Raw genomic sequence first — 17,830 nt, forward strand, 5'->3', positions numbered from 1 at the left:
TCGCCAGCGTCGCGTCAGGCCGGCGCGGGAGAACGGTGGCCGCCAGCGTCGCGTCAGGCCGCCAGCGTCGCGTCAGGCCAGCACGTCGTCGAGGTCGTAGGCGATCGGCCGGTCCAGCTGGTCGAAGGTGCACGAGGTGGGCTCGCGGTCGGGGCGCCAGCGGTCGAACTGCACCGTGTGCCGAAAACGCATGCCCTCCATCTGGTCGTACCGGACCTCGAGCACCCGTTCGGGCCGAAGCTGCACGAACGCCCGGTCCTTGCCAGACGAGAACCGGCTGCGGTCCTTTTCCCCGGCGACGACGTCACCGTCATCATCTCGCACCACCAGTGGTGCGAGCTCGTCGATGAGCTCCAGCCGGCGAACATTGCTGAACGCGGATGCTCCGCCGACGCCCGTCAAGTGGCCATCGTCGTCGTAGAGACCGAGGAGCAGGGAACCGACACCCTGCCCGCTGGTGTGGACACGATAGCCCAGAAGAACCACGTCTGCGGTTCGGTGATGCTTGACCTTGAGCATTCGCCGTTTTCCGGGTGCGTAGGGTTCTGCGAGCGGTTTCGCGACGACGCCGTCGAGTCCCGCGCCCTCGAATTCGACCAGCCAGTTCCGCGCCAGGGCTACATCGGTGGTGGTCCTCGTCAGGTGGAGCGGGTGCTCGAGCGAGCCGATGAGGGATTCGAGGGCCGCACGACGTTCGGCGAACGGAGTGTCGAGCAGGCTGTCATCACCCGTCGCGAGGAGGTCGAATGCCACGAAGATCGCCGGTGTTTCGGTCGAAAGCAGTGTGATCCTGCTGGCCGCCGGGTGTATTCGCTGCGACAGGGCTTCCCAGTCCAGGCGCTGAGCGCCTGGCTCTCCGCTCGGAACGACGATCTCACCGTCGAGAATGCACGGTGAGGGGAGGAGTCGGGCGAGAGCATCCGTCAACTCAGGGAAGTACCTCGTGAGCGGCTTCGATCCGCGACTGCCGATTTCGACAGTCGAACCGTCGAACGAGACGATCGCTCGAAATCCGTCCCACTTCGGTTCGTAGCTGAGCCCTCCAGCGACGCTGTCCGGCTCGGGCACATCTTTCACGGCTTTTGCGAGCATCGGGGCGGGAAGGGCGGCCGGCGAGAAGTCCATGCCATGATCCTGCCGCACCGGGCGTTCGTGCAACAGTGCTGAGGTCGGTTGGCGAAGGTCAACCCATGGCCACGCGGTGATACCCGATGTTAGGTTCGCGACTGTGCAGACCTTTCTCCCGTTCCCGTCATTTGCCGACAGTGCTCGCGTGCTCGACCAGCCGCGACTCGGCAAGCAACGGGTCGAGTCGTTGCAGCTGCTCCGTGCCATCACCATCCCGACCTATGGCTGGCGACATCACCCGGCGGCCAAGATGTGGCGCGGTTACCTGCCAGCTCTCACCCGGTACGGACTGGACATGACGGATGCCTGGATCGAGCTCGGCCACGCAGATTCCGTTCGCCAGCAGATCCTGGAGTTCGCCCCTGAGGTGGAGTTCCTCGCGCAGGAGGACCTCGAGCTGCCGCCGTGGCTCGGCGACGAAGCGGTTCACCTCAGCCACCAGTCGAACCTTCTCCGGAAAGCTCCCGAACACTACGGACCGCTGTTCCCGGGCGTTCCGGACGATCTGCCGTACGTCTGGCCGGCTGCGACACGGTAGCGCGATGGCGACGGCATTCATCGGGATCTCCGGCTGGCGCTACACACCCTGGCGATCCGTGTTCTATCCAAAAGGGCTTGTCCAGAGGGCCGAGCTTGCCTACGTCGGTGAACGGATGAATTCCGTCGAGATCAACGGATCGTTCTATTCGTTGCAGAGACCGTCCAGTTACCAGCGCTGGGCGTCGGAAGTGCCCGACGATTTCGTTTTCGCGGTGAAGGGAGGCCGGTACCTCACTCACACTCTCCGCTTGCAGAACACCGAGAAGGCGCTGGCGAACTTCTTCGCCTCAGGCCTTCTTGCACTGGGACCGAAGCTCGGACCGATCCTCTGGCAACTCCCGCCGACCCTGGCCTTCGATTCGGGCCTGCTCGAGGGTTTTCTCGAGACGCTTCCACGCTCAACCGAAGCGGCCGTCGCCGTCGCGCGCAGACATGACGAGCGTCTCGATGGGAGGGCCTGGCTCGAGACCGACGCCGACCGGCCGGTCCGCCATGCGGTCGAGGTCAGGCATCCGAGTTTCATCGATGACGGCTTCAGCGACCTGATGAGGCGGCAGGGGGTCGGAATCGTCGTCGCAGACAGCGCCGGCCGCTTTCCACAGCTCTTCACAGTGACGGCTGATTTCGTCTACGTGCGATTGCACGGAGCAGAGGAGCTCTACGTCAGCGGCTACCCGGACGACCTGCTCGGCGAGTGGGCGGACCGTCTCGACGGCTGGCTCACCGGGGCAGGCAACCCTGATGGGCAGCCGCGGGATGTGTACGTGTATTGCGACAACGACGCCAAGGTCCGGGCTCCGTACGACGCCATGCGCCTGCGGGAACTCCTCGCAGAGCGCGGCCACTGATGGGGTCAGCACTGCGTCACTGATGGCGTCACTCGCGTCAGCGGCGAGCCGCGGACCGCTCCGCGAGAAAGGCGTGCACCGACGAGATCACGACTGATCCCTCGCCCACAGCAGACGCCACCCGCTTCACCGAGCCGCGCCGCACATCTCCGATGGCGAAGAAGCCGGGCACAGACGACTCCAGCGCCCCCGGTTGACGTTCGTGTGGCCAGGCCCGGCGCCCGCCCTCGAGCACGACGTCGCTCCCGGTCCAGATGAACCCCCATTGGTCACGGAGCACGGTGTCCGGCACCCAGTCGGTGTGTGGCGCCGCACCGATGGTGATGAACAGTGCGTTGCTCGCGACCGTGACCTCTTCGCCGGTGACCCGGTGCCGGAGCACGATGTGTTCGAGTCGGCTCCCGCCTCCACCTCCGCCGACCACCTTCGACTCGGTGATGACCGTGACCCGCGCTGCGGTCAACTCGTCGATGAGGTACTGGGACATACTCGCGGCGAGGTTGCCGCTGCGCACGATCAGAAAGACGGATGCCGCATAGCGCGCCAGATGCAGCGCCGCCTGTCCCGCGGAGTTTCCGCCACCGACGACGTGCACGATCCTGCCGGTCTGCGCTTTCGCCTCCACGGCGGACGCACCGTAGAACACGGCCGAGCCAACCCACGGGTCGAGGTCGGGGATGCTGAGGCGGCGGTACGACACTCCGCTGGCGAGGACGACGGCCTGCGCCCTCACCGTCTCATCCGGGCCGATGCGGAGGGTGAAGCCGTCAGCGTCGATGTCCATCCCTGTGACCTCGCGCGTATGTGCGAACCGCGCTCCGAACACCCACGCCTGCTGGTAGGCGCGTTCCGAGAGCTCGGCACCGGACACTCCGCGGGAGAAGCCCAGATAGTTGCGGATGAGCGAACTCGACCCGGCCTGGCCACCGATCGATTCGCGCTCGAGCACGACGGTGTCGAGTCCCTCGGATGCCGCGTAGACGGCGGCGGCCAGTCCACCAGGACCGGCGCCGACGATGGCGAGGTCGACAGCGTCTGACGGCAGACCGGTGTTCAGGCCGACCGCCTCGGCCAGGGCGGCATTCGGCGGGTCGAGGAGAAGCCTGCCATCGGTGAGGTGAACGGCGGGAGTGTCTGCGGCAAGGCTCTCCGCGACGGCGCGGGCGCCGGGCGAACCGGGTTCCGCATAGCCGAACCGGATGCCGGCCCGCGACAGGAACCGGCGGATCTCGTGCACGCGCGGCAGATCGTCGTTGCCGAGCACGACGGCATCCGGGGGATGATCGGCAGCGGCGCGCTCCCACTCACTGAGGAACTCGGTCACAGCACGGTGGAAGTACTCGTCCGGGGTCCTGCGGGGTTGCACGACGTAGTAGTCGATCTGACTCCTGGTCATCGCACCGAGTATGGACTCCGCGACGGCAGGATCCACCCAGGAACCCCACCGGATGACCAGCCCACGACGGACGTCGGGGAACAGGTGCCGTGCCAGGTCGAACACGGTGCCCTGCTCCTGATCGTCGGTCAGGTCGTCGGCGAGAACGAGGGCGACCTGTTGTCCACTCCGTACAGCAGCGCGGAGAACCTCGGCGGATGCCGCGGCGCTCGCCGAAGCCACGATCCGGTAGTCGCCGGAGTATCTCCGGCCCAGTTCACCGGTGAGGCTGCCCCTGGTGTCTGCCGCCTCGGAGCAGACGAGAATCAGCGGCAGGAGACCGATGTCGTTCTGGGTCATGGCGTGTCCCTGAGTCAGGAGCAGGTCCGGGTTGTGCGCGATGGGCCGGGCTCACCTGGCGGCGAGTGTACTCGCGGCCGGTGTGCGCCGCCAGCCGCCCTGGTCGGCGGGGGCTGGACGGAAACGGCTGATCGGTCGAGAATCCAGTCATGCATCCGCCGTCGCGAGCGATCCGCACCCCAGACCAGCGTCTGCGTGTGTTCGTCAGCTCGACACTCAAAGAACTCGCGCCGGAACGCGCGGCGGCGCGCGCCGCGATCGAACGCCTGCACCTGGCGCCGGTGATGTTCGAGCTCGGCGCCCGGCCGCATCCGCCGCGGGACCTGTACCGCTCGTACCTCGACCAGAGCGACGTCTTCGTCGGGCTCTACGGTGACCGCTACGGCTGGGTGGCACTGGGGGAGGCAGTCTCAGGGCTGGCAGATGAATACCTGCTCTCACCGCGGTCGATGCCGAAACTGATCTACATTCGCGAGTCGGACGCTCGGGAACCCCGCCTCACCGAATTGCTCGACCGCATCCGTTCCGACGACAGGGCCTCCTTCAAATATTTCACCGACCCGCGGGAGCTGCGGAGATTTCTGGAGGCGGACCTCGCGACCCTGCTTGCCGAGCGATTCGACCAGAGCCGCCAGGCGACACCGGCTACCGTCGACAGCCGCCCGGCCGACATTGGCGTCCACCTCCCTTCACCCCTCACCGAATTGATCGGGCGTGAGAGGGAGCTCGACGAGCTCGACCAGTTGCTGCGACCAGGCGGTGTTCGCCTGGTCACTCTCACCGGCCCTGGTGGCATCGGCAAGAGCCGACTGGCCATCGCCGCAGCCGATCGGGTGAGCGAACGGTACCCCGATGGCATCCGTTTCGTCGACTGTTCACCCGTGCATGACCCGCAGCTGCTGCCGAACACCCTCGCCCAGGCGCTGGGCGTGCGCGACATCGGAGATGGGCTCGTGCTCGACAAACTGTCGATGGCGCTGCACGGCAGGTCGATGCTGCTCCTTCTCGACAACTTCGAGCAAATACTGGATGCTGCCCCCACGCTTTCGCGCCTTCTCGCCGCGTCACCCGGGCTCACCATCGTCGTCACCAGCCGCAACCTCCTGCGGATCTCGGTCGAGCACAGTTTTCCGGTCGGTCCGCTTGAACTCCCCGCCGGTGACTCCGCGCTTACGCCGCGAGGCGTCGCTGGCAATCCTGCTGTCGACCTGTTCGTCGAGCGCGCCCACGCCGTGAAACCCGATTTCGAGATCACCGATGCCAACGTCGATGCGGTCGTCGGTATCTGCAGGGCGCTCGACGGCGTACCGTTGGCCCTGGAACTCGCCGCCGCGAAGATCCGCGTGCTCACGCCGGGGGCGATGCTCACTCGACTCGACAACCTCCTGCGGTTCCTCGGCGGTGGACCCAGAGACCTTCCTGCACGGCAGCAGACACTCCGGCAGACCATCGAGTGGAGCACACAGATGCTGGATGATGACGAGAGGGCGCTGCTCGCCGTACTCGGTGTCTTCGATGGCGGGTTCTCGCTCGAGGCGGTCGAGGCGGTCGTCGATCCTTCCTCTGGCACGGATGTGCTGACCGCCCTCGGCGCACTTGTCGACAGCAGCCTTGTGGGACAGCAGGACAGTGGAGAACGGTCGTTCTTCTCCGTGCTGGCGACCGTGAAGGCCTATGCCATCGAGCAGCTGGACGCAGGGGGAACGACCGCAGACGTCCGAGAACGGCACGCCAGGTATTTCATCGGTGTCGGACGGGCTGCGGAGTCCGAAATCGAGGGGCCTCTCCAGCTCGACTGGATGGAACGCCTGACCGACGACCGTGACAATCTGCGGGCGGTCGTGCGCTATCTGCTCGAGCATGACGACTGGGACAGGGCCGCCGCGTTCACCTGGACCCTGTACATCTTCTGGTGGATCGGTGGTTACCTCGGTGAGGTGCGAATCTGGATGGAGGCCGTTTTGGCATCCGGCGCTCCGCTCAGCGATCTCTCGCGGGCGGTGGCGCTCTACTACACGCGGGCGATCACGTTCTGGCAGGATCGTGACGGGCAGGTCATCCCCGGACTGCAGGAGAGCGCCGAGTTGTTCCACCGGGCCGGTGACCCACCGGGTGAGGCTCTCACCCGTGTGTCCATCGCCCTCGCCCTCCTCGTCGCCCCCGACCCCGATGTTCAGCAGGCTCAGGCACAGCTGGAGTCGAGTCTCGCTCTGTTCCGCGAGGCGGATGACCCGTGGGGTGCGGCGATGGCGCTGGTGGCACTGGGCAGGGTGGCCCTGCTGCAGAGCCAGGTGGACGGAGCGTTTGAGGACTTTCGTGAGAGCCTCGCGCTAGCGCGGCAGCAACAGGACGAACTCAGCGAGACCATCGCCCTGCACCACCTGGGCTGGGCGCAACTTCTGCGAGGAGAGCCGGATGCCGCGCAGCAGTCATTCGAGACGAGTCTCGGCCTGTCCGCGAGACTCGGGCACCGGGAGGGAATCGCTTACGGCCTCGAGGGTCTCGTTGCCACCGAGGCATCCGCAGGCCGGGTAGAACGGTCAGGCAGGCTGCTCGGTGCCGCGGAGCGCCTGCGCCAACAGAGCGGCTTGTACAACGCGCCGTCGTTCTCGTTCCACCAGCGGTGGGTCGACCAGATCCGCACGGGCGACGCTGCGGCCGCTTTCGCCCGCGCGCGTGCCGATGGGAGAGAACTCACGTCTGCGGCGGCGACCGAATACGCCCTCGAGAACCGGGTGCAGCGGAACGACGGAGGCGCGGCATGAGCACTGGATCCAGAGGGGATGCCCCGGTTCGGCGCGGCCGCGCGGGCGACGACGGCATCCGCCCACTGACGAGGGCCGTCGCTGTTCTCGTCCTGCCGTTCCTCGGCGTGGCCAGCGTGCTGCTCTACCTTCTGCCAGGCGACACCGAGCGGTTGTTCGCCTGGACCATCGAACCACCGCTGACAGCGATGGTTCTCGGATCGGCGTACATCGGGGGGATCTGGTTTTTCGCACAGGTTCTCCGGCAGAAGCGCTGGCACCGGGTGAGACACGGATTTCCGGCCGTACTACTCTTCGCGACGCTGCTGGGGCTTGCGACCGCGTTGCACTGGGACCGTTTTCACCCCGGGCATGTGTCGTTCGTCGCCTGGACGGCTCTCTACGCCACGACCCCGTTTCTCGTACTCGCCGTGATCCTCGTGAACGGGCGCGCCGACACCGGAAGGCGCGATCTCATCGAGACGACGATTCCCGTAGCGGTGAGGATACTTCTGGTCGTCGTCGGAGGATCGTCGCTGGCGGGAGGCGCGATCCTCTTTTTCGCGCCACACGTCGCCGTGGGGTCCTGGGCCTGGGACCTCACCCCTCTCACCGCCCGGGTGACCGGTGCAGTCCTGACCCTCCCCGGTGCGGTGAACCTGTGGATGCTCGTGGACGGTCGATGGAGCGCATTCCGGGTCCTGTTCCAGGCACAGCTGATCAGCCTCATCGCACTCAACCTCACCCTGCTTCTCTGCCGTGAGCAACTAGTCTGGGCCAACGCGGTTACTCTCCCGGTCGTCGTTGCTCTTGCTGCCTCGCTGGTGGCATACGCCGGCGTATATCTCGCCGGCGAGCGCCGCGCTCGGCGGATCCTCAAACCGAGGGCGACGTGACCGCTGGTCACCGAGGAATGACAGAGCCGGATACGGGTGGACGGCGTTCACCTCGAGCGTCAGGAGCGCAGATGACCGAATTCACCACAAGCGCAGATGGAACGCGCATCGCCTACGACCTCGACGGTTCAGGTCCTGCGGTGATCCTGGTCGGATCAGCGAACGCGTTCCGCGCGTTCGATCCGGCGACGGCGGCGGTGGCCCGACTTCTTGCCGACGATGGCTTCACCGTCATCACCTACGATCGCCGCGGTCGCGGCGAAAGCGACGACACCCTGCCGTACGACGTGAACCGCGAGGTGGAGGACATCAGCGCGCTGATGGACATCGTCGGCGGGTCGTCGGCACTGTACGGCAGTTCGTCCGGCGCGGTTCTCTGCCTCTGGGCCGCTGCGGCCCTGGCCGGGGTGACGAAGCTGGTGCTGTGGGAGCCGCCGCTCGACCTCGAGAACGACGGATCGGCTGATCTGACCGGTCTCCAGGAACGCCTCGCCGCCGGCGACAGGGAGGGCACCATCGCTTTCTTCATGCGACGAATGCCCCCGCAGTGGTTCGACTCGGCCAGGAACAGTCCTGCCTGGCCGACGCTGTTGTCGATCGCGCACACACTGGCGTACGACGCGGCGGTTCTCGAGCGGGCGGAACGGGGTGAGCCGCTGGCCGAGCTCTGGGCTCACGTCACCATGCCTGTGATCGTGCTGATCGGCGAAGACACACAACCGATCTTTCCGCCGGCCGCCGACGCGATCGTCGGCGCACTCCCCGACGCACGGCAGCGAAGGATCGACGCTCGGAACCACGGCTGGGAGCCCGACGTCATGGCGCGGGAGATCTCGAGCTTCCTGACAACGTGAACGCTGTCAACCCCGCGGCGCTTCGCACGGGTCTTTTCTCGCGGGGTAATAGTCTTCGTACATGTCTTTGCTGACGAGCCACCTCGACCTCATCGCCCCCTGGCTCGGATCCCAGCGCTGGTTCGCCAGCAAGGGACGCCTTCCCGAGCTCCAACTGATCGGAAGCTGGCAGCTCCCCGCTGTCGGCGCCCGAATCCACACGCACCTGATCATGGATCACAGCGGAGCTGAACCCGTGCTCTACCAGGTGCCCGTCACCGAGCGCGATGAGCCGCTCGCTGATGCGGACGGTGCCCTGATCGGTCTGCACCCGAGCGGTGACGGTACGACGTACCTCTACGACGGGCCGCACGATCCGGCGTATGCCGAGGCGTTGTTGCGCATGATAACGACGAACTCCAGCGCCATATCCGAGGGAGCAGACGCGGCCGGGCAGGCATTCGCCTCCCTCGAGATCTCGAGTATCCTCGCGGCGAAGGTGCTGACAGGTGAGCAGTCGAACACGTCGATCATCTACCGGGTCACGACTCCGGATGGTCCTCTGAGGGTGATCTGCAAGGTGTTCCGAGCCCTCCACGACGGGGAGAACCCCGACGTCGTTCTGCAATCTGCGATCGCCGCAGCCGGCTCCGAGAGTGTTCCGCGCTCGATCGGAACTGTGGCCGGCGAGTGGGATGACATCGGTCAGGCTCGCGGGCGGGCCTCCGGGCATCTCGCGTTCGCTCAGGAGTTCCTCGCCGGTGCAGAGGATGCCTGGCGATTCGCGTTGCGTGCCAGTGAAACAGGCATCGACTTCACCGCGAGTGCGCACGCGCTCGGCGTTGTGACCGCTGAGGTGCACCGCACGCTCGCCACCTCGTTCGGCACCCGGGCGCCATCGCCCGCAGACATCGCCGAGACTCTCGCCAGCTGGCAGACACGGCTCCAACTCGCGATCAACGAAGTCCCGGCGATCGCCGAGCTTCGTGACGTGATCGAAAACCTGTACGCGACGGTCGGTTCGCTCGACTGGCCGTCATTGCAGCGGATTCACGGCGACTACCACCTCGGTCAGGTTCTGCTCGCTGACGGTCACTGGATCCTCCTCGACTTCGAGGGCGAACCGATGCGCCCCATGCTGGAGCGATCCCGCCCGGACTTCGCGGTGCGCGACGTCGCCGGGATGCTTCGCAGCCTGGATTACGTCGCCGGATCGCACGGCAGCACCGAGCAGGCGGCCGCCTGGACGAGCGCCTCGCGCCGGGCATTCCTGAGCGGGTATATCGAAGAATCGGGCACGGACCTTCGGGCCCACCGCGAGTTGCTCGACGCTTTTGAGATGGACAAGGCCGTGTACGAGGCCGTGTACGAGGCACGCAACCGGCCCGACTGGCTGCCGATCCCGCTCAGCGCACTGCGCCGACTGGCCACCAGAGCCCGCTGAGGTCAGCGCCGCCGCACCACTCCGCGGATGAAGGCGGCCTGACCGGCGTGCTGGAAGTCGTCGCTGACGATGCTCACCAGCCGGACACCGAGCGTGACAGCCGGGGTCCAGTTCTCATCGACCACCCGGTCCAGGTCGGCGTCGGTCAGACCGCTGAGAAAGTGGGCCGTTCGGGCGTGGACCTCGTCAAGATAGCCGAGGAGCAGGTCGGGGGATTCGACGACCACGGTGGCGACATCGTCGCTCGAGTGCCCGTAGCCGGTGTCTGTCGCAGGAAGCGCGAGCCGGAAACGGTCCACCCAGCCCGCGGACAGCCAGATCTGGTCGGTATCCATGAGGTCGGCGATGTGATCGTCCTGCACTCGGGTCAGGTGCCAGACGAGCCAGGCGATCGTGTTCGACTCGTCATCGACCCTCGCCATCAGCTCGCGCGACGACAGCCCGTCGACCACGCCGTGGACGGTCTCGGATACCCGTGCGAAGGCATCCGTCAGCAGATCAGCGGTGTTCATGAAGTTTTTCCCTGTACTCGTGCGTATGACGGTTCCCGCAGGCGGCGCGCCCAGTTGTACGTCTCAGACCCTGGCAGCTGGTGACGCACCGGATCGAACCGGTCGGGGGTGTCGACAGTCGTCGAGGAATGTCGCAGTTCAACGATGGCGAACGGATGCCAGTGGCCGGTAGGCGACGCGTGGTACAGGCGCAGGCGCCACGTCGTGCCCGTCAGCGCCGTTGCCAATGCACGCGGTTCCGACGGAAGATCGCGCGGGCCGATCGTCCGTGCGGCCAGGAGCACGGGGCCGCGGTCGGAGCGGTAGGGAATCAGGGTCGTGAAGCGGGCTCGCGACGGCGAACGGTGCGCGGCGAGCCAGAACCGCGACGGCACTCCGAAACCGGTCGACGCGAGAGCGAGGTCTGCCGGACCACTCGGTCCATCCCACCTGATGGCGAGGCCGATCACGTCCGGCAGGGGAGCAGGGACGCCCAGAGAGCGGGACACGCGGGCCGAGACCGGCAGCTCGGCCGCAGCGGGATGGTCGAGAAACGCGATGCCTGACCGGGCCGGCGAGGTCAGGTACCGCACAGTTCCGCTCAGGGCGACGCCGTGCGGATGAATGGGGCGGGGGCGCCTGAACCTCTGCAGAATCCTGAAAGCGACGGCGAGGACCCGGCCGGCCACGACGGCGAAAACTGTGGGTCGTCCCGCATCCGTCGTCATTGTGCATCCCCGCGTCCGACGCGCAGCGCCAGCCCGATGAGGGGCGCCTGCAGGGGCAGTCTCGCCACGGCGATGAGGCGGGCGGTGAGCGGCTGCCGTCGGACGACACGCACGGTCCGCACGTTCGCCGGGAAAACGGCGAGGAGGAAGACAGCAGAAAGGAGACCGCCGAGGTTTCGGGTGCGCCGACTGGCGACGATGGCGGCAAGAACCCATTCGGCACATCCGGATGCGTAGGTCCAGGACCGGCTCGACCCCGGCAGGTGCCGGGGCACGATGGGGTCGAACACGCCCGGCCGCAAAAAGTGGATCGCCCCGGTGACCACGAACATGCCGGACAGGACCGCTGCCGCATGGGAACGGGCTGGGGGAGTCGTCTTCGCACTCATTCAGCCACAGTATGCGATCGTCGGCGACCTCGGTGACCGTCCATCAGGGAGTCTGCGTCCACCGGGGCGTTCCCGGGACGGCCGGACCGGTCGGCCAGCGCAGCACTGCCGCGACGCCGGCGCGTTCCGGCAATCGATCCGGGGCGACAAACATCAGGCGCGAGTCCGAGACGAGGGCTGCTCTCGCGAGAGCGACCGCGGCGGGAACCGAATCGAGCACAGGAGCGCCGAGGGCCTCCTCCGGCGCGGACGCCACCCACGGTCCGGCGGCGAGCGCGAAGAGGGTCCGCGGGCCGATGGCCTCCAGATCGAGAAGCACCGTATCGACCTGACCCTGCTGGAGGGCATGAATCACCGCGCCGACCCCCACCGCGCCGTTCTCGAAGTCACCGGCAGCCAACCGGTCGACTGCCGCGGACTCATCCGCTTTCCGGAGCTTTCCGAGCGTGTGGGCGACGTGCTCGTCAAGAGCTCCGCGCGACGAGCCGGCGGCCCGCACGTGGGTCTGAACGGTGGAACTGATGGCGCGGGCACCTGGCGAGAATTCATCAGACAGCAATTGGACAGCACGCAGGTCCCCAGCCAGCACGACGAAACGGGGCCTGAGCTCACGGACCAGGCCGTCGACGGCGGCGGCGAGCAGCGTCTGGTTCTGCTTCCAGATCTCCTCGGAGTGGTGCTGATACCGGCTGTGCGACCAGCCGCCCGCCTGCACTTTGTTCAGGCTGTCCGCGCGCCCCTGCACATCCGTTCGCCGCAACGCCGACGGCTGGCTGGCGCGGAGAACATGGATCTCGCCTCCCTCGCGACCGGCTTCGACGACGAGGTAGAGCGCGTCACCCCTCCGGTCGAGCAGAAGCGGCAACAGGTCAGGAACCGCGGTGTACGCGACGATCTCCCCGGGTACTGTCGGCCGGGAAAGCACAGAGTTCACCAGTTGTTCACCTTCGGCGACGACGAGGAACCGGGAGCACGGGCCGGCGGCGCCCGTCGGTTCGGCCAGGATGTCGTCGATCAGGTCGCGATCTCGTGCGGGCGCGCCGGCCGAGGCAAGGGCATCCCGCACTGAACGGCGGCGATCGTCGGCGTCCTGCCCCGTTCCGTCTGACAGGGCTGTTGCGTCGACATGGACGACGGACGACGGCGACGAGCGCCGCCAGAGAGCCGCCCACGCGCGGGTCTGGGCCTGAACGTCGCGGATTCCGGCGGCCTCGGTGTCTGCTTCGACTGGTCGTTCGGCCATGGTGTCCCTCCCGGTCTTGCGTCGCGTCACCGGGGGTCGTACACGGACGACGGCCGCTCGACGGTGTCGCGATCACTTCCATGAAACTCGCGCAGAGACTCGGAAACAAGTCTCTCGTCGAGCATCACCGAGCAGTGCGCGGCTGCCAAGACATCCGCTACCAGCCGTTCCGCGAAAAAGCTAGAGAGCCCGGCGAATCTTCCGGTGGACGGGGGACGAACTAGATTTGTACCGCGCCGTGCGAGTGTTCGCCGGCGGAGCCTCTGACAAGGAGACCAATGGAAATCTGGCCAGGAACCGCTTATCCGCTCGGAGCAACCTACGACGGCAGCGGTACGAACTTCGCCGTCTACAGTGAAGCGGCGGAGAAGGTCGAATTGTGTCTCATCGACGAGGACGGCACTGAAACCCGCGTCGAGATGCGCGATACGGAAGCCTTCATCAGGCACTGCTACCTGCCGGAGGTCCAGCCAGGCCAGCGCTATGGCTTCCGTGTGCACGGGGAATACGACCCCAGCCAGGGCAAGCGAGCGAACCCGAACAAACTCCTGATGGACCCGTATGCCAAGGCCACCTGCGGAACGTACGACTGGAACCAGGCGCTGTTCTCATACAACTTCGGCGACCCCGACTCGCGCAACGACGAGGATTCAGCCCCCCACACCATGCTCAGCGTGGTCGTGAACCCGTTCTTCGACTGGGCAGGCGACCGGCACCCGAACACCCCATACGGCCAGACCGTGATCTATGAGGCCCATGTGAAGGGCCTCACCGAACTCAACGAGTCGGTGCCGGAGCAGCAGCGCGGCACCTATTCGGGCATCGCGCACCCCTCGACCATCGAGCACCTGCAGAAACTCGGCATCACCGCGATCGAACTGATGCCTGTGCACCAGTTCGTTCAGGACTCCACCCTGCTCGACAAGGGACTCAGCAACTACTGGGGCTACAACACGATCGGCTTCTTCGCACCGCACAACGAATACTCCTCGACCGGTGAGATCGGCCAGCAGGTCCAGGAATTCAAGGGCATGGTGCGGTCGTTGCACGCAGCGGGCATCGAAGTCATCCTCGACGTCGTCTACAACCACACGGCTGAGGGCAACCACCTCGGCCCCACACTGTCGTTCCGTGGACTCGACAACGAGGCGTACTACCGTCTCGAAGAAGACGACATGCGGTACTACACCGATTACACCGGCACAGGGAACACCCTCAACGTCCGTCACCCGCACTCCCTGCAGCTCATCATGGACTCCCTCCGTTACTGGGTCACCGAAATGCACGTCGACGGTTTTCGGTTCGACCTCGCCAGCGCGCTGGCCCGCGACCTCTATGAAGTCGACCGCCTGTCCACCTTCTTCGAGCTCGTGCAGCAAGACCCGATCGTCTCCCAGGTCAAACTCATCGCCGAGCCGTGGGATGTCGGCCCCGGCGGCTACCAGGTCGGCAATTTCCCGCCCCAGTGGACCGAATGGAACGGAAAATACCGCGACACGGTCCGCGATTTCTGGCGCGGAGAGCCCTCCACCCTGGCCGAGTTCGCCTCCCGCCTCACCGGATCTGCCGACCTCTACGAGCACTCGGGCCGTCGCCCCGTCGCATCGATCAACTTCGTCACCGCACACGACGGCTTCACCCTGCGCGACCTGGTGTCGTACAACGAGAAGCACAACGACGCCAATGGCGAAGACAACAACGACGGCGAATCGCACAATCGCTCGTGGAACTCCGGAGCGGAGGGCGACACCGACGACCCCGAGGTGCTCGGCCTGCGCGCCCGCCAGCAGCGCAACTTCATCGCGACGATGCTGCTGTCGCAGGGCGTTCCGATGCTCCTGCACGGCGATGAACTCGGCCGGACTCAGCAGGGCAACAACAACGGCTACGCGCAGGACAACGAGCTGACCTGGGTGCACTGGGACCAGGCGGATGCTCCGCTCGTCGAGTTCACGGCAGCCGTCGCCCGCCTGCGCAAGGACCACCCCGTGTTCCGCCGGACCCGCTTCTTCGACGGGCGCCCCGTGCGCCGTGGAGAAGGCGAACCGCTGTCGGACATCGTGTGGCTCAACCGTGAGGGCGAGGAAATGCAGCCGGAGGACTGGGACGAGGAGCTCGCCAGGACCGTCGGCGTGTTCTTCAACGGCCAGGGCATCCGTGAGCGTGACGCTCGCGGGCAGAACGTCACGGACGTGAACTTCCTGCTGTACTTCAACGCCGATGTCGAAGATGCCGAATTCACCCTGCCACCTGAGGAGTACTCCGAGGCGTGGGAGATCGTCGTCGACACCGCAGGCGAGGGCGCGGATTCCGTTGCACGGCCCGCTGGCGCACTTCAGGCCGTCGCTGCCCGGTCGATGCTCGTGATGCGCGCATACAAGGCCCCGGAAGCCGAGCCAGACCACTCCGTCGCAGCGTCGCTTGCTGTGCTGACCAACTCGCAGACGACATCCTCGACAGAGGTTCGACCCGGAGCGACCCTATGAGGCTGCCTCTCTCGACCTACCGCCTCCAGATTCGGGAGGGATTCGACCTCGCAGCCGCCGCAGACGTGACCGACTATCTCACGTCGCTCGGCGCCGACTGGATCTATCTGTCGCCACTTCTCGTGGCTGAGCGCGGGTCCGACCACGGGTATGACGTCGTGAATCACTCTCGAATCGACCCGGTGCGTGGCGGGGCCGGCGGCCTCGCGTCGCTCTCGGCCGCAGCACGTGCCGCCGGCCGCGGCGTGCTCGTCGACATCGTGCCCAATCACATGGGCGTCGCAACACCCTCCTCCAATTCATGGTGGTGGGACCTGCTCACCCACGGCACCGCGTCCAGGTACGCCGAGGCCTTCGACGTCGACTGGGCGGCGGGCGCCGGTCGGATCCGGATTCCCGTGCTCGGCGACGGCGACGGAGAGCTCGACGCGCTGACGCTCGTCGACGGCGAACTGCACTACTACGACAATGCCTTCCCGCTTGCGCCGGGGACCGCTGACGACCGCGCGGATGCCACAACGGTGCACGGCAGGCAGAACTACGAGCTGGTGAACTGGCGTCGGGCCGACGCCGAACTCAACTACCGGCGGTTCTTCGCCGTCAACTCGCTCGCCGGCATCCGGGTCGAGGTCCCGTGGGTCTTCGCAGAGTCGCACGAGGAAATCGTGCGCTGGATCCGCGAAGGACTCGTTGACGGACTCCGCGTCGACCACCCCGACGGTCTCGCCGATCCGGGCGGTTACCTCGACGCGCTCCAGGCGGCAACCGGCGGCGCATACGTGCTCGTCGAGAAAATTCTCGAGGGAGACGAACAGCTCCCGCCGAGCTGGGCCGCTGCAGGAACCACCGGCTACGACGCCCTGGGCGACATCGACCGTGTCCTCGTCGACCCTGCCGGAAAGCCGGCGCTCGACGCGCTCGAGTCCCGGCTCCAGGACACCGATACTGCGGCTGATGATCTCTGGCCCGACATGATCTACTCGAGCAAGAGGATGATCGCCGACGGCATCCTGCGCTCCGAAGTGCTCCGCATCGAGCGTCTGATTCCCGGGGTTCCGGATGCGGCCGATGCCCTTGCCGAGCTGCTTGCAGCGTTCCCGGTGTACCGGTCGTATCTTCCGTTCGGGGCCGAGCACCTCGAGCACGCGGCGCAGCAGGCTCTCGCTCGACGACCGGAGCTCGGCGGCACGATCGATGCCCTCCTGCCCGTGCTCTCCGACCCGACACACCCCGCAGCCGTGCGTTTTCAGCAGACCTCCGGAATGGTGATGGCCAAGGGTGTCGAAGACACCGCGTTCTACCGGTTCAGCCGCCTCACCTCACTCAACGAGGTCGGAGCGGAGCCCGGCGAATTCTGCATCGACGTCGCAGAGTTCCACGCGCGGCAGCAGCGGCGCCAGGCGACCCTTCCTGCGTCGATGACCACCCTGTCCACTCACGACACCAAGCGGGGCGAAGACGTCCGCGCCCGGATCTCCGTGCTCGCCGAGATTCCCGCCGAATGGGAAGCAACCCTCGGTGAGCTTCGCTCCCTCGTGCCGCTCGGTGACCTGCCGTTCGAGAAACTGATCTGGGAAGCGATTCTCGGCTCATGGCCGGCGTCGCAGGAACGGCTGGACGCGTACGCCGAGAAGGCGTCTCGAGAAGCAGGACTCTCGACGACATGGACACGTCCCGACGACGCGTTCGAGAAGAAGCTGCACGCGCTCGTCGCCGCCGTCTTCGACGATGAGAAGGTCGCCGGCATCCTCACCGGCTTCGTCGACCGCGTCCGCCAGGCCGGTTGGTCGAACTCGCTCGCCGCGAAACTGATCCAGATCACCGCCCCTGGCGTGCCCGATGTCTACCAGGGAAGTGAACTGTGGGAGACGTCGCTCGTCGACCCGGACAACAGGCGCACCGTCGACTTCGACGTCCGTCGCGACTACCTCGCGCAGGTCGACCGCGGTTGGCTGCCGCCGATCGACGATACCGGCGCTGCGAAGCTGCTCGTCACGTCGCGAGCCCTCCGTCTGCGTCGCGACCACGCCGACTGGTTCTCGCGTTACCTCCCGGTGCCCGCGTATGGCGCCCAAGCAGACCACGTCGTCGCCTTCGACCGCGGAGGCGCGATAACGGTGGCCACCCGGCTCCCGCTCGGCCTCGAAGCCGTCGGTGGGTGGGGTGACACGACCCTGGAGATCGCCGGTCGGTCGTGGGTCGACGTCCTTACCGGCGAGCGGTGCTCCGGTGGTTCGGTGAAACTTGCTGACCTCCTCAGCACCTACCCGGTAGCACTGCTTGTCGCAGACGAGTTCGACGCCACAACCGTGAGAGGAAACTGAC

At 66.5% G+C, this 17,830-nt stretch carries 14 protein-coding genes; 8 read left to right on the plus strand and 6 right to left on the minus strand.

Features of this window, described 5'->3' with window-relative positions; translation table 11 throughout:
* Positions 1-72: 72 nt before the first annotated feature.
* Positions 73-1,125, minus strand: a complete 1,053-nt coding sequence (locus tag IWX78_RS04135; protein ID WP_334684555.1) for an ATP-dependent DNA ligase — start codon at positions 1,123-1,125, stop codon at positions 73-75.
* Positions 1,126-1,228: 103 nt separating this feature from the next.
* Between IWX78_RS04135 and IWX78_RS04140 the strand changes: the two genes are divergently transcribed.
* The gene (locus tag IWX78_RS04140) at positions 1,229-1,666 is read left to right on the plus strand and encodes an MSMEG_6728 family protein (RefSeq protein ID WP_196832204.1); all 438 of its coding nucleotides are present in this window, start codon (positions 1,229-1,231) and stop codon (positions 1,664-1,666) included.
* A 4-nt stretch (positions 1,667-1,670) separates the two neighbouring features.
* Entirely contained in the window at positions 1,671-2,516 is an 846-nt protein-coding gene (locus tag IWX78_RS04145) for a DUF72 domain-containing protein (protein WP_196832205.1), read from the plus strand.
* Between the two features lie 37 nt (positions 2,517-2,553).
* Here IWX78_RS04145 and IWX78_RS04150 read toward each other — a convergent pair whose 3' ends face one another.
* Positions 2,554-4,251, minus strand: a complete 1,698-nt coding sequence (locus IWX78_RS04150) for an FAD-dependent oxidoreductase (RefSeq protein ID WP_196832206.1) — start codon at positions 4,249-4,251, stop codon at positions 2,554-2,556.
* Positions 4,252-4,400: 149 nt separating this feature from the next.
* Between IWX78_RS04150 and IWX78_RS04155 the strand changes: the two genes are divergently transcribed.
* From IWX78_RS04155 to IWX78_RS04170, 4 genes are all read left to right on the plus strand, one after another.
* Positions 4,401-7,016, plus strand: coding sequence for a DUF4062 domain-containing protein (locus IWX78_RS04155; protein ID WP_196832207.1), 2,616 nt, complete (start codon positions 4,401-4,403; stop codon positions 7,014-7,016).
* Positions 7,013-7,891 (plus strand): hypothetical protein, encoded by an 879-nt coding sequence (locus IWX78_RS04160; RefSeq protein WP_196832208.1) that lies wholly within the window; start codon positions 7,013-7,015, stop codon positions 7,889-7,891. Before IWX78_RS04155 ends, IWX78_RS04160 begins: the two co-directional genes overlap by 4 nt.
* Before the next feature lie 71 nt (positions 7,892-7,962).
* Complete coding sequence (locus tag IWX78_RS04165; protein ID WP_196832209.1) at positions 7,963-8,745, plus strand: alpha/beta fold hydrolase; 783 nt, start codon at positions 7,963-7,965, stop codon at positions 8,743-8,745.
* A gap of 61 nt (positions 8,746-8,806) precedes the next feature.
* Positions 8,807-10,168 (plus strand): maltokinase N-terminal cap-like domain-containing protein, encoded by a 1,362-nt coding sequence (locus IWX78_RS04170; RefSeq protein ID WP_196832210.1) that lies wholly within the window; start codon positions 8,807-8,809, stop codon positions 10,166-10,168.
* 2 nt (positions 10,169-10,170) lie between these two features.
* Here IWX78_RS04170 and IWX78_RS04175 read toward each other — a convergent pair whose 3' ends face one another.
* The 4 genes from IWX78_RS04175 to IWX78_RS04190 are packed head-to-tail and all read right to left on the minus strand — an operon-like array spanning position 10,171 to position 13,019.
* The gene (locus tag IWX78_RS04175; protein WP_196832211.1) at positions 10,171-10,680 is read right to left on the minus strand and encodes a mycothiol transferase; all 510 of its coding nucleotides are present in this window, start codon (positions 10,678-10,680) and stop codon (positions 10,171-10,173) included.
* Positions 10,677-11,387, minus strand: coding sequence for a hypothetical protein (locus IWX78_RS04180; RefSeq protein WP_334684556.1), 711 nt, complete (start codon positions 11,385-11,387; stop codon positions 10,677-10,679). The genes IWX78_RS04175 and IWX78_RS04180 overlap by 4 nt, the downstream gene beginning before the upstream one ends.
* On the minus strand, positions 11,384-11,776 hold the full coding sequence (locus tag IWX78_RS04185; protein ID WP_334684557.1) for a DoxX family protein: 393 nt from the start codon (positions 11,774-11,776) through the stop codon (positions 11,384-11,386). The genes IWX78_RS04180 and IWX78_RS04185 overlap by 4 nt, the downstream gene beginning before the upstream one ends.
* Positions 11,777-11,819: 43 nt before the next feature.
* Positions 11,820-13,019, minus strand: a complete 1,200-nt coding sequence (locus IWX78_RS04190) for a baeRF2 domain-containing protein (RefSeq protein ID WP_196832212.1) — start codon at positions 13,017-13,019, stop codon at positions 11,820-11,822.
* A gap of 278 nt (positions 13,020-13,297) precedes the next feature.
* Between IWX78_RS04190 and glgX the strand changes: the two genes are divergently transcribed.
* Positions 13,298-15,505: a glycogen debranching protein GlgX gene (gene glgX / locus IWX78_RS04195; protein ID WP_196832213.1), complete on the plus strand. Its 2,208-nt coding sequence runs from the start codon at positions 13,298-13,300 to the stop codon at positions 15,503-15,505.
* The gene (gene treY / locus IWX78_RS04200; RefSeq protein WP_196832214.1) at positions 15,502-17,829 is read left to right on the plus strand and encodes a malto-oligosyltrehalose synthase; all 2,328 of its coding nucleotides are present in this window, start codon (positions 15,502-15,504) and stop codon (positions 17,827-17,829) included. Before glgX ends, treY begins: the two co-directional genes overlap by 4 nt.
* Position 17,830: the final 1 nt, after the last annotated feature.

The sequence above is a fragment of the Mycetocola sp. CAN_C7 genome (assembly GCF_015752285.1).
Lineage (GTDB): Bacteria > Actinomycetota > Actinomycetes > Actinomycetales > Microbacteriaceae > Mycetocola_A.

Coding starts and splice junctions, on each gene's coding strand:
- IWX78_RS04190 (WP_196832212.1), bottom strand. CDS start 13,019: ATGGCCGAACGACCAGTCGAAGCAGACACCGAGGCCGCCGGAATCCGC.
- IWX78_RS04170 (WP_196832210.1), top strand. CDS start 8,807: ATGTCTTTGCTGACGAGCCACCTCGACCTCATCGCCCCCTGGCTCGGA.
- glgX (WP_196832213.1), top strand. CDS start 13,298: ATGGAAATCTGGCCAGGAACCGCTTATCCGCTCGGAGCAACCTACGAC.
- IWX78_RS04135 (WP_334684555.1), bottom strand. CDS start 1,125: ATGGACTTCTCGCCGGCCGCCCTTCCCGCCCCGATGCTCGCAAAAGCC.
- IWX78_RS04175 (WP_196832211.1), bottom strand. CDS start 10,680: ATGAACACCGCTGATCTGCTGACGGATGCCTTCGCACGGGTATCCGAG.
- IWX78_RS04155 (WP_196832207.1), top strand. CDS start 4,401: ATGCATCCGCCGTCGCGAGCGATCCGCACCCCAGACCAGCGTCTGCGT.
- IWX78_RS04185 (WP_334684557.1), bottom strand. CDS start 11,776: ATGAGTGCGAAGACGACTCCCCCAGCCCGTTCCCATGCGGCAGCGGTC.
- IWX78_RS04150 (WP_196832206.1), bottom strand. CDS start 4,251: ATGACCCAGAACGACATCGGTCTCCTGCCGCTGATTCTCGTCTGCTCC.
- IWX78_RS04165 (WP_196832209.1), top strand. CDS start 7,963: ATGACCGAATTCACCACAAGCGCAGATGGAACGCGCATCGCCTACGAC.
- IWX78_RS04180 (WP_334684556.1), bottom strand. CDS start 11,387: ATGACGACGGATGCGGGACGACCCACAGTTTTCGCCGTCGTGGCCGGC.
- treY (WP_196832214.1), top strand. CDS start 15,502: ATGAGGCTGCCTCTCTCGACCTACCGCCTCCAGATTCGGGAGGGATTC.
- IWX78_RS04145 (WP_196832205.1), top strand. CDS start 1,671: ATGGCGACGGCATTCATCGGGATCTCCGGCTGGCGCTACACACCCTGG.
- IWX78_RS04160 (WP_196832208.1), top strand. CDS start 7,013: ATGAGCACTGGATCCAGAGGGGATGCCCCGGTTCGGCGCGGCCGCGCG.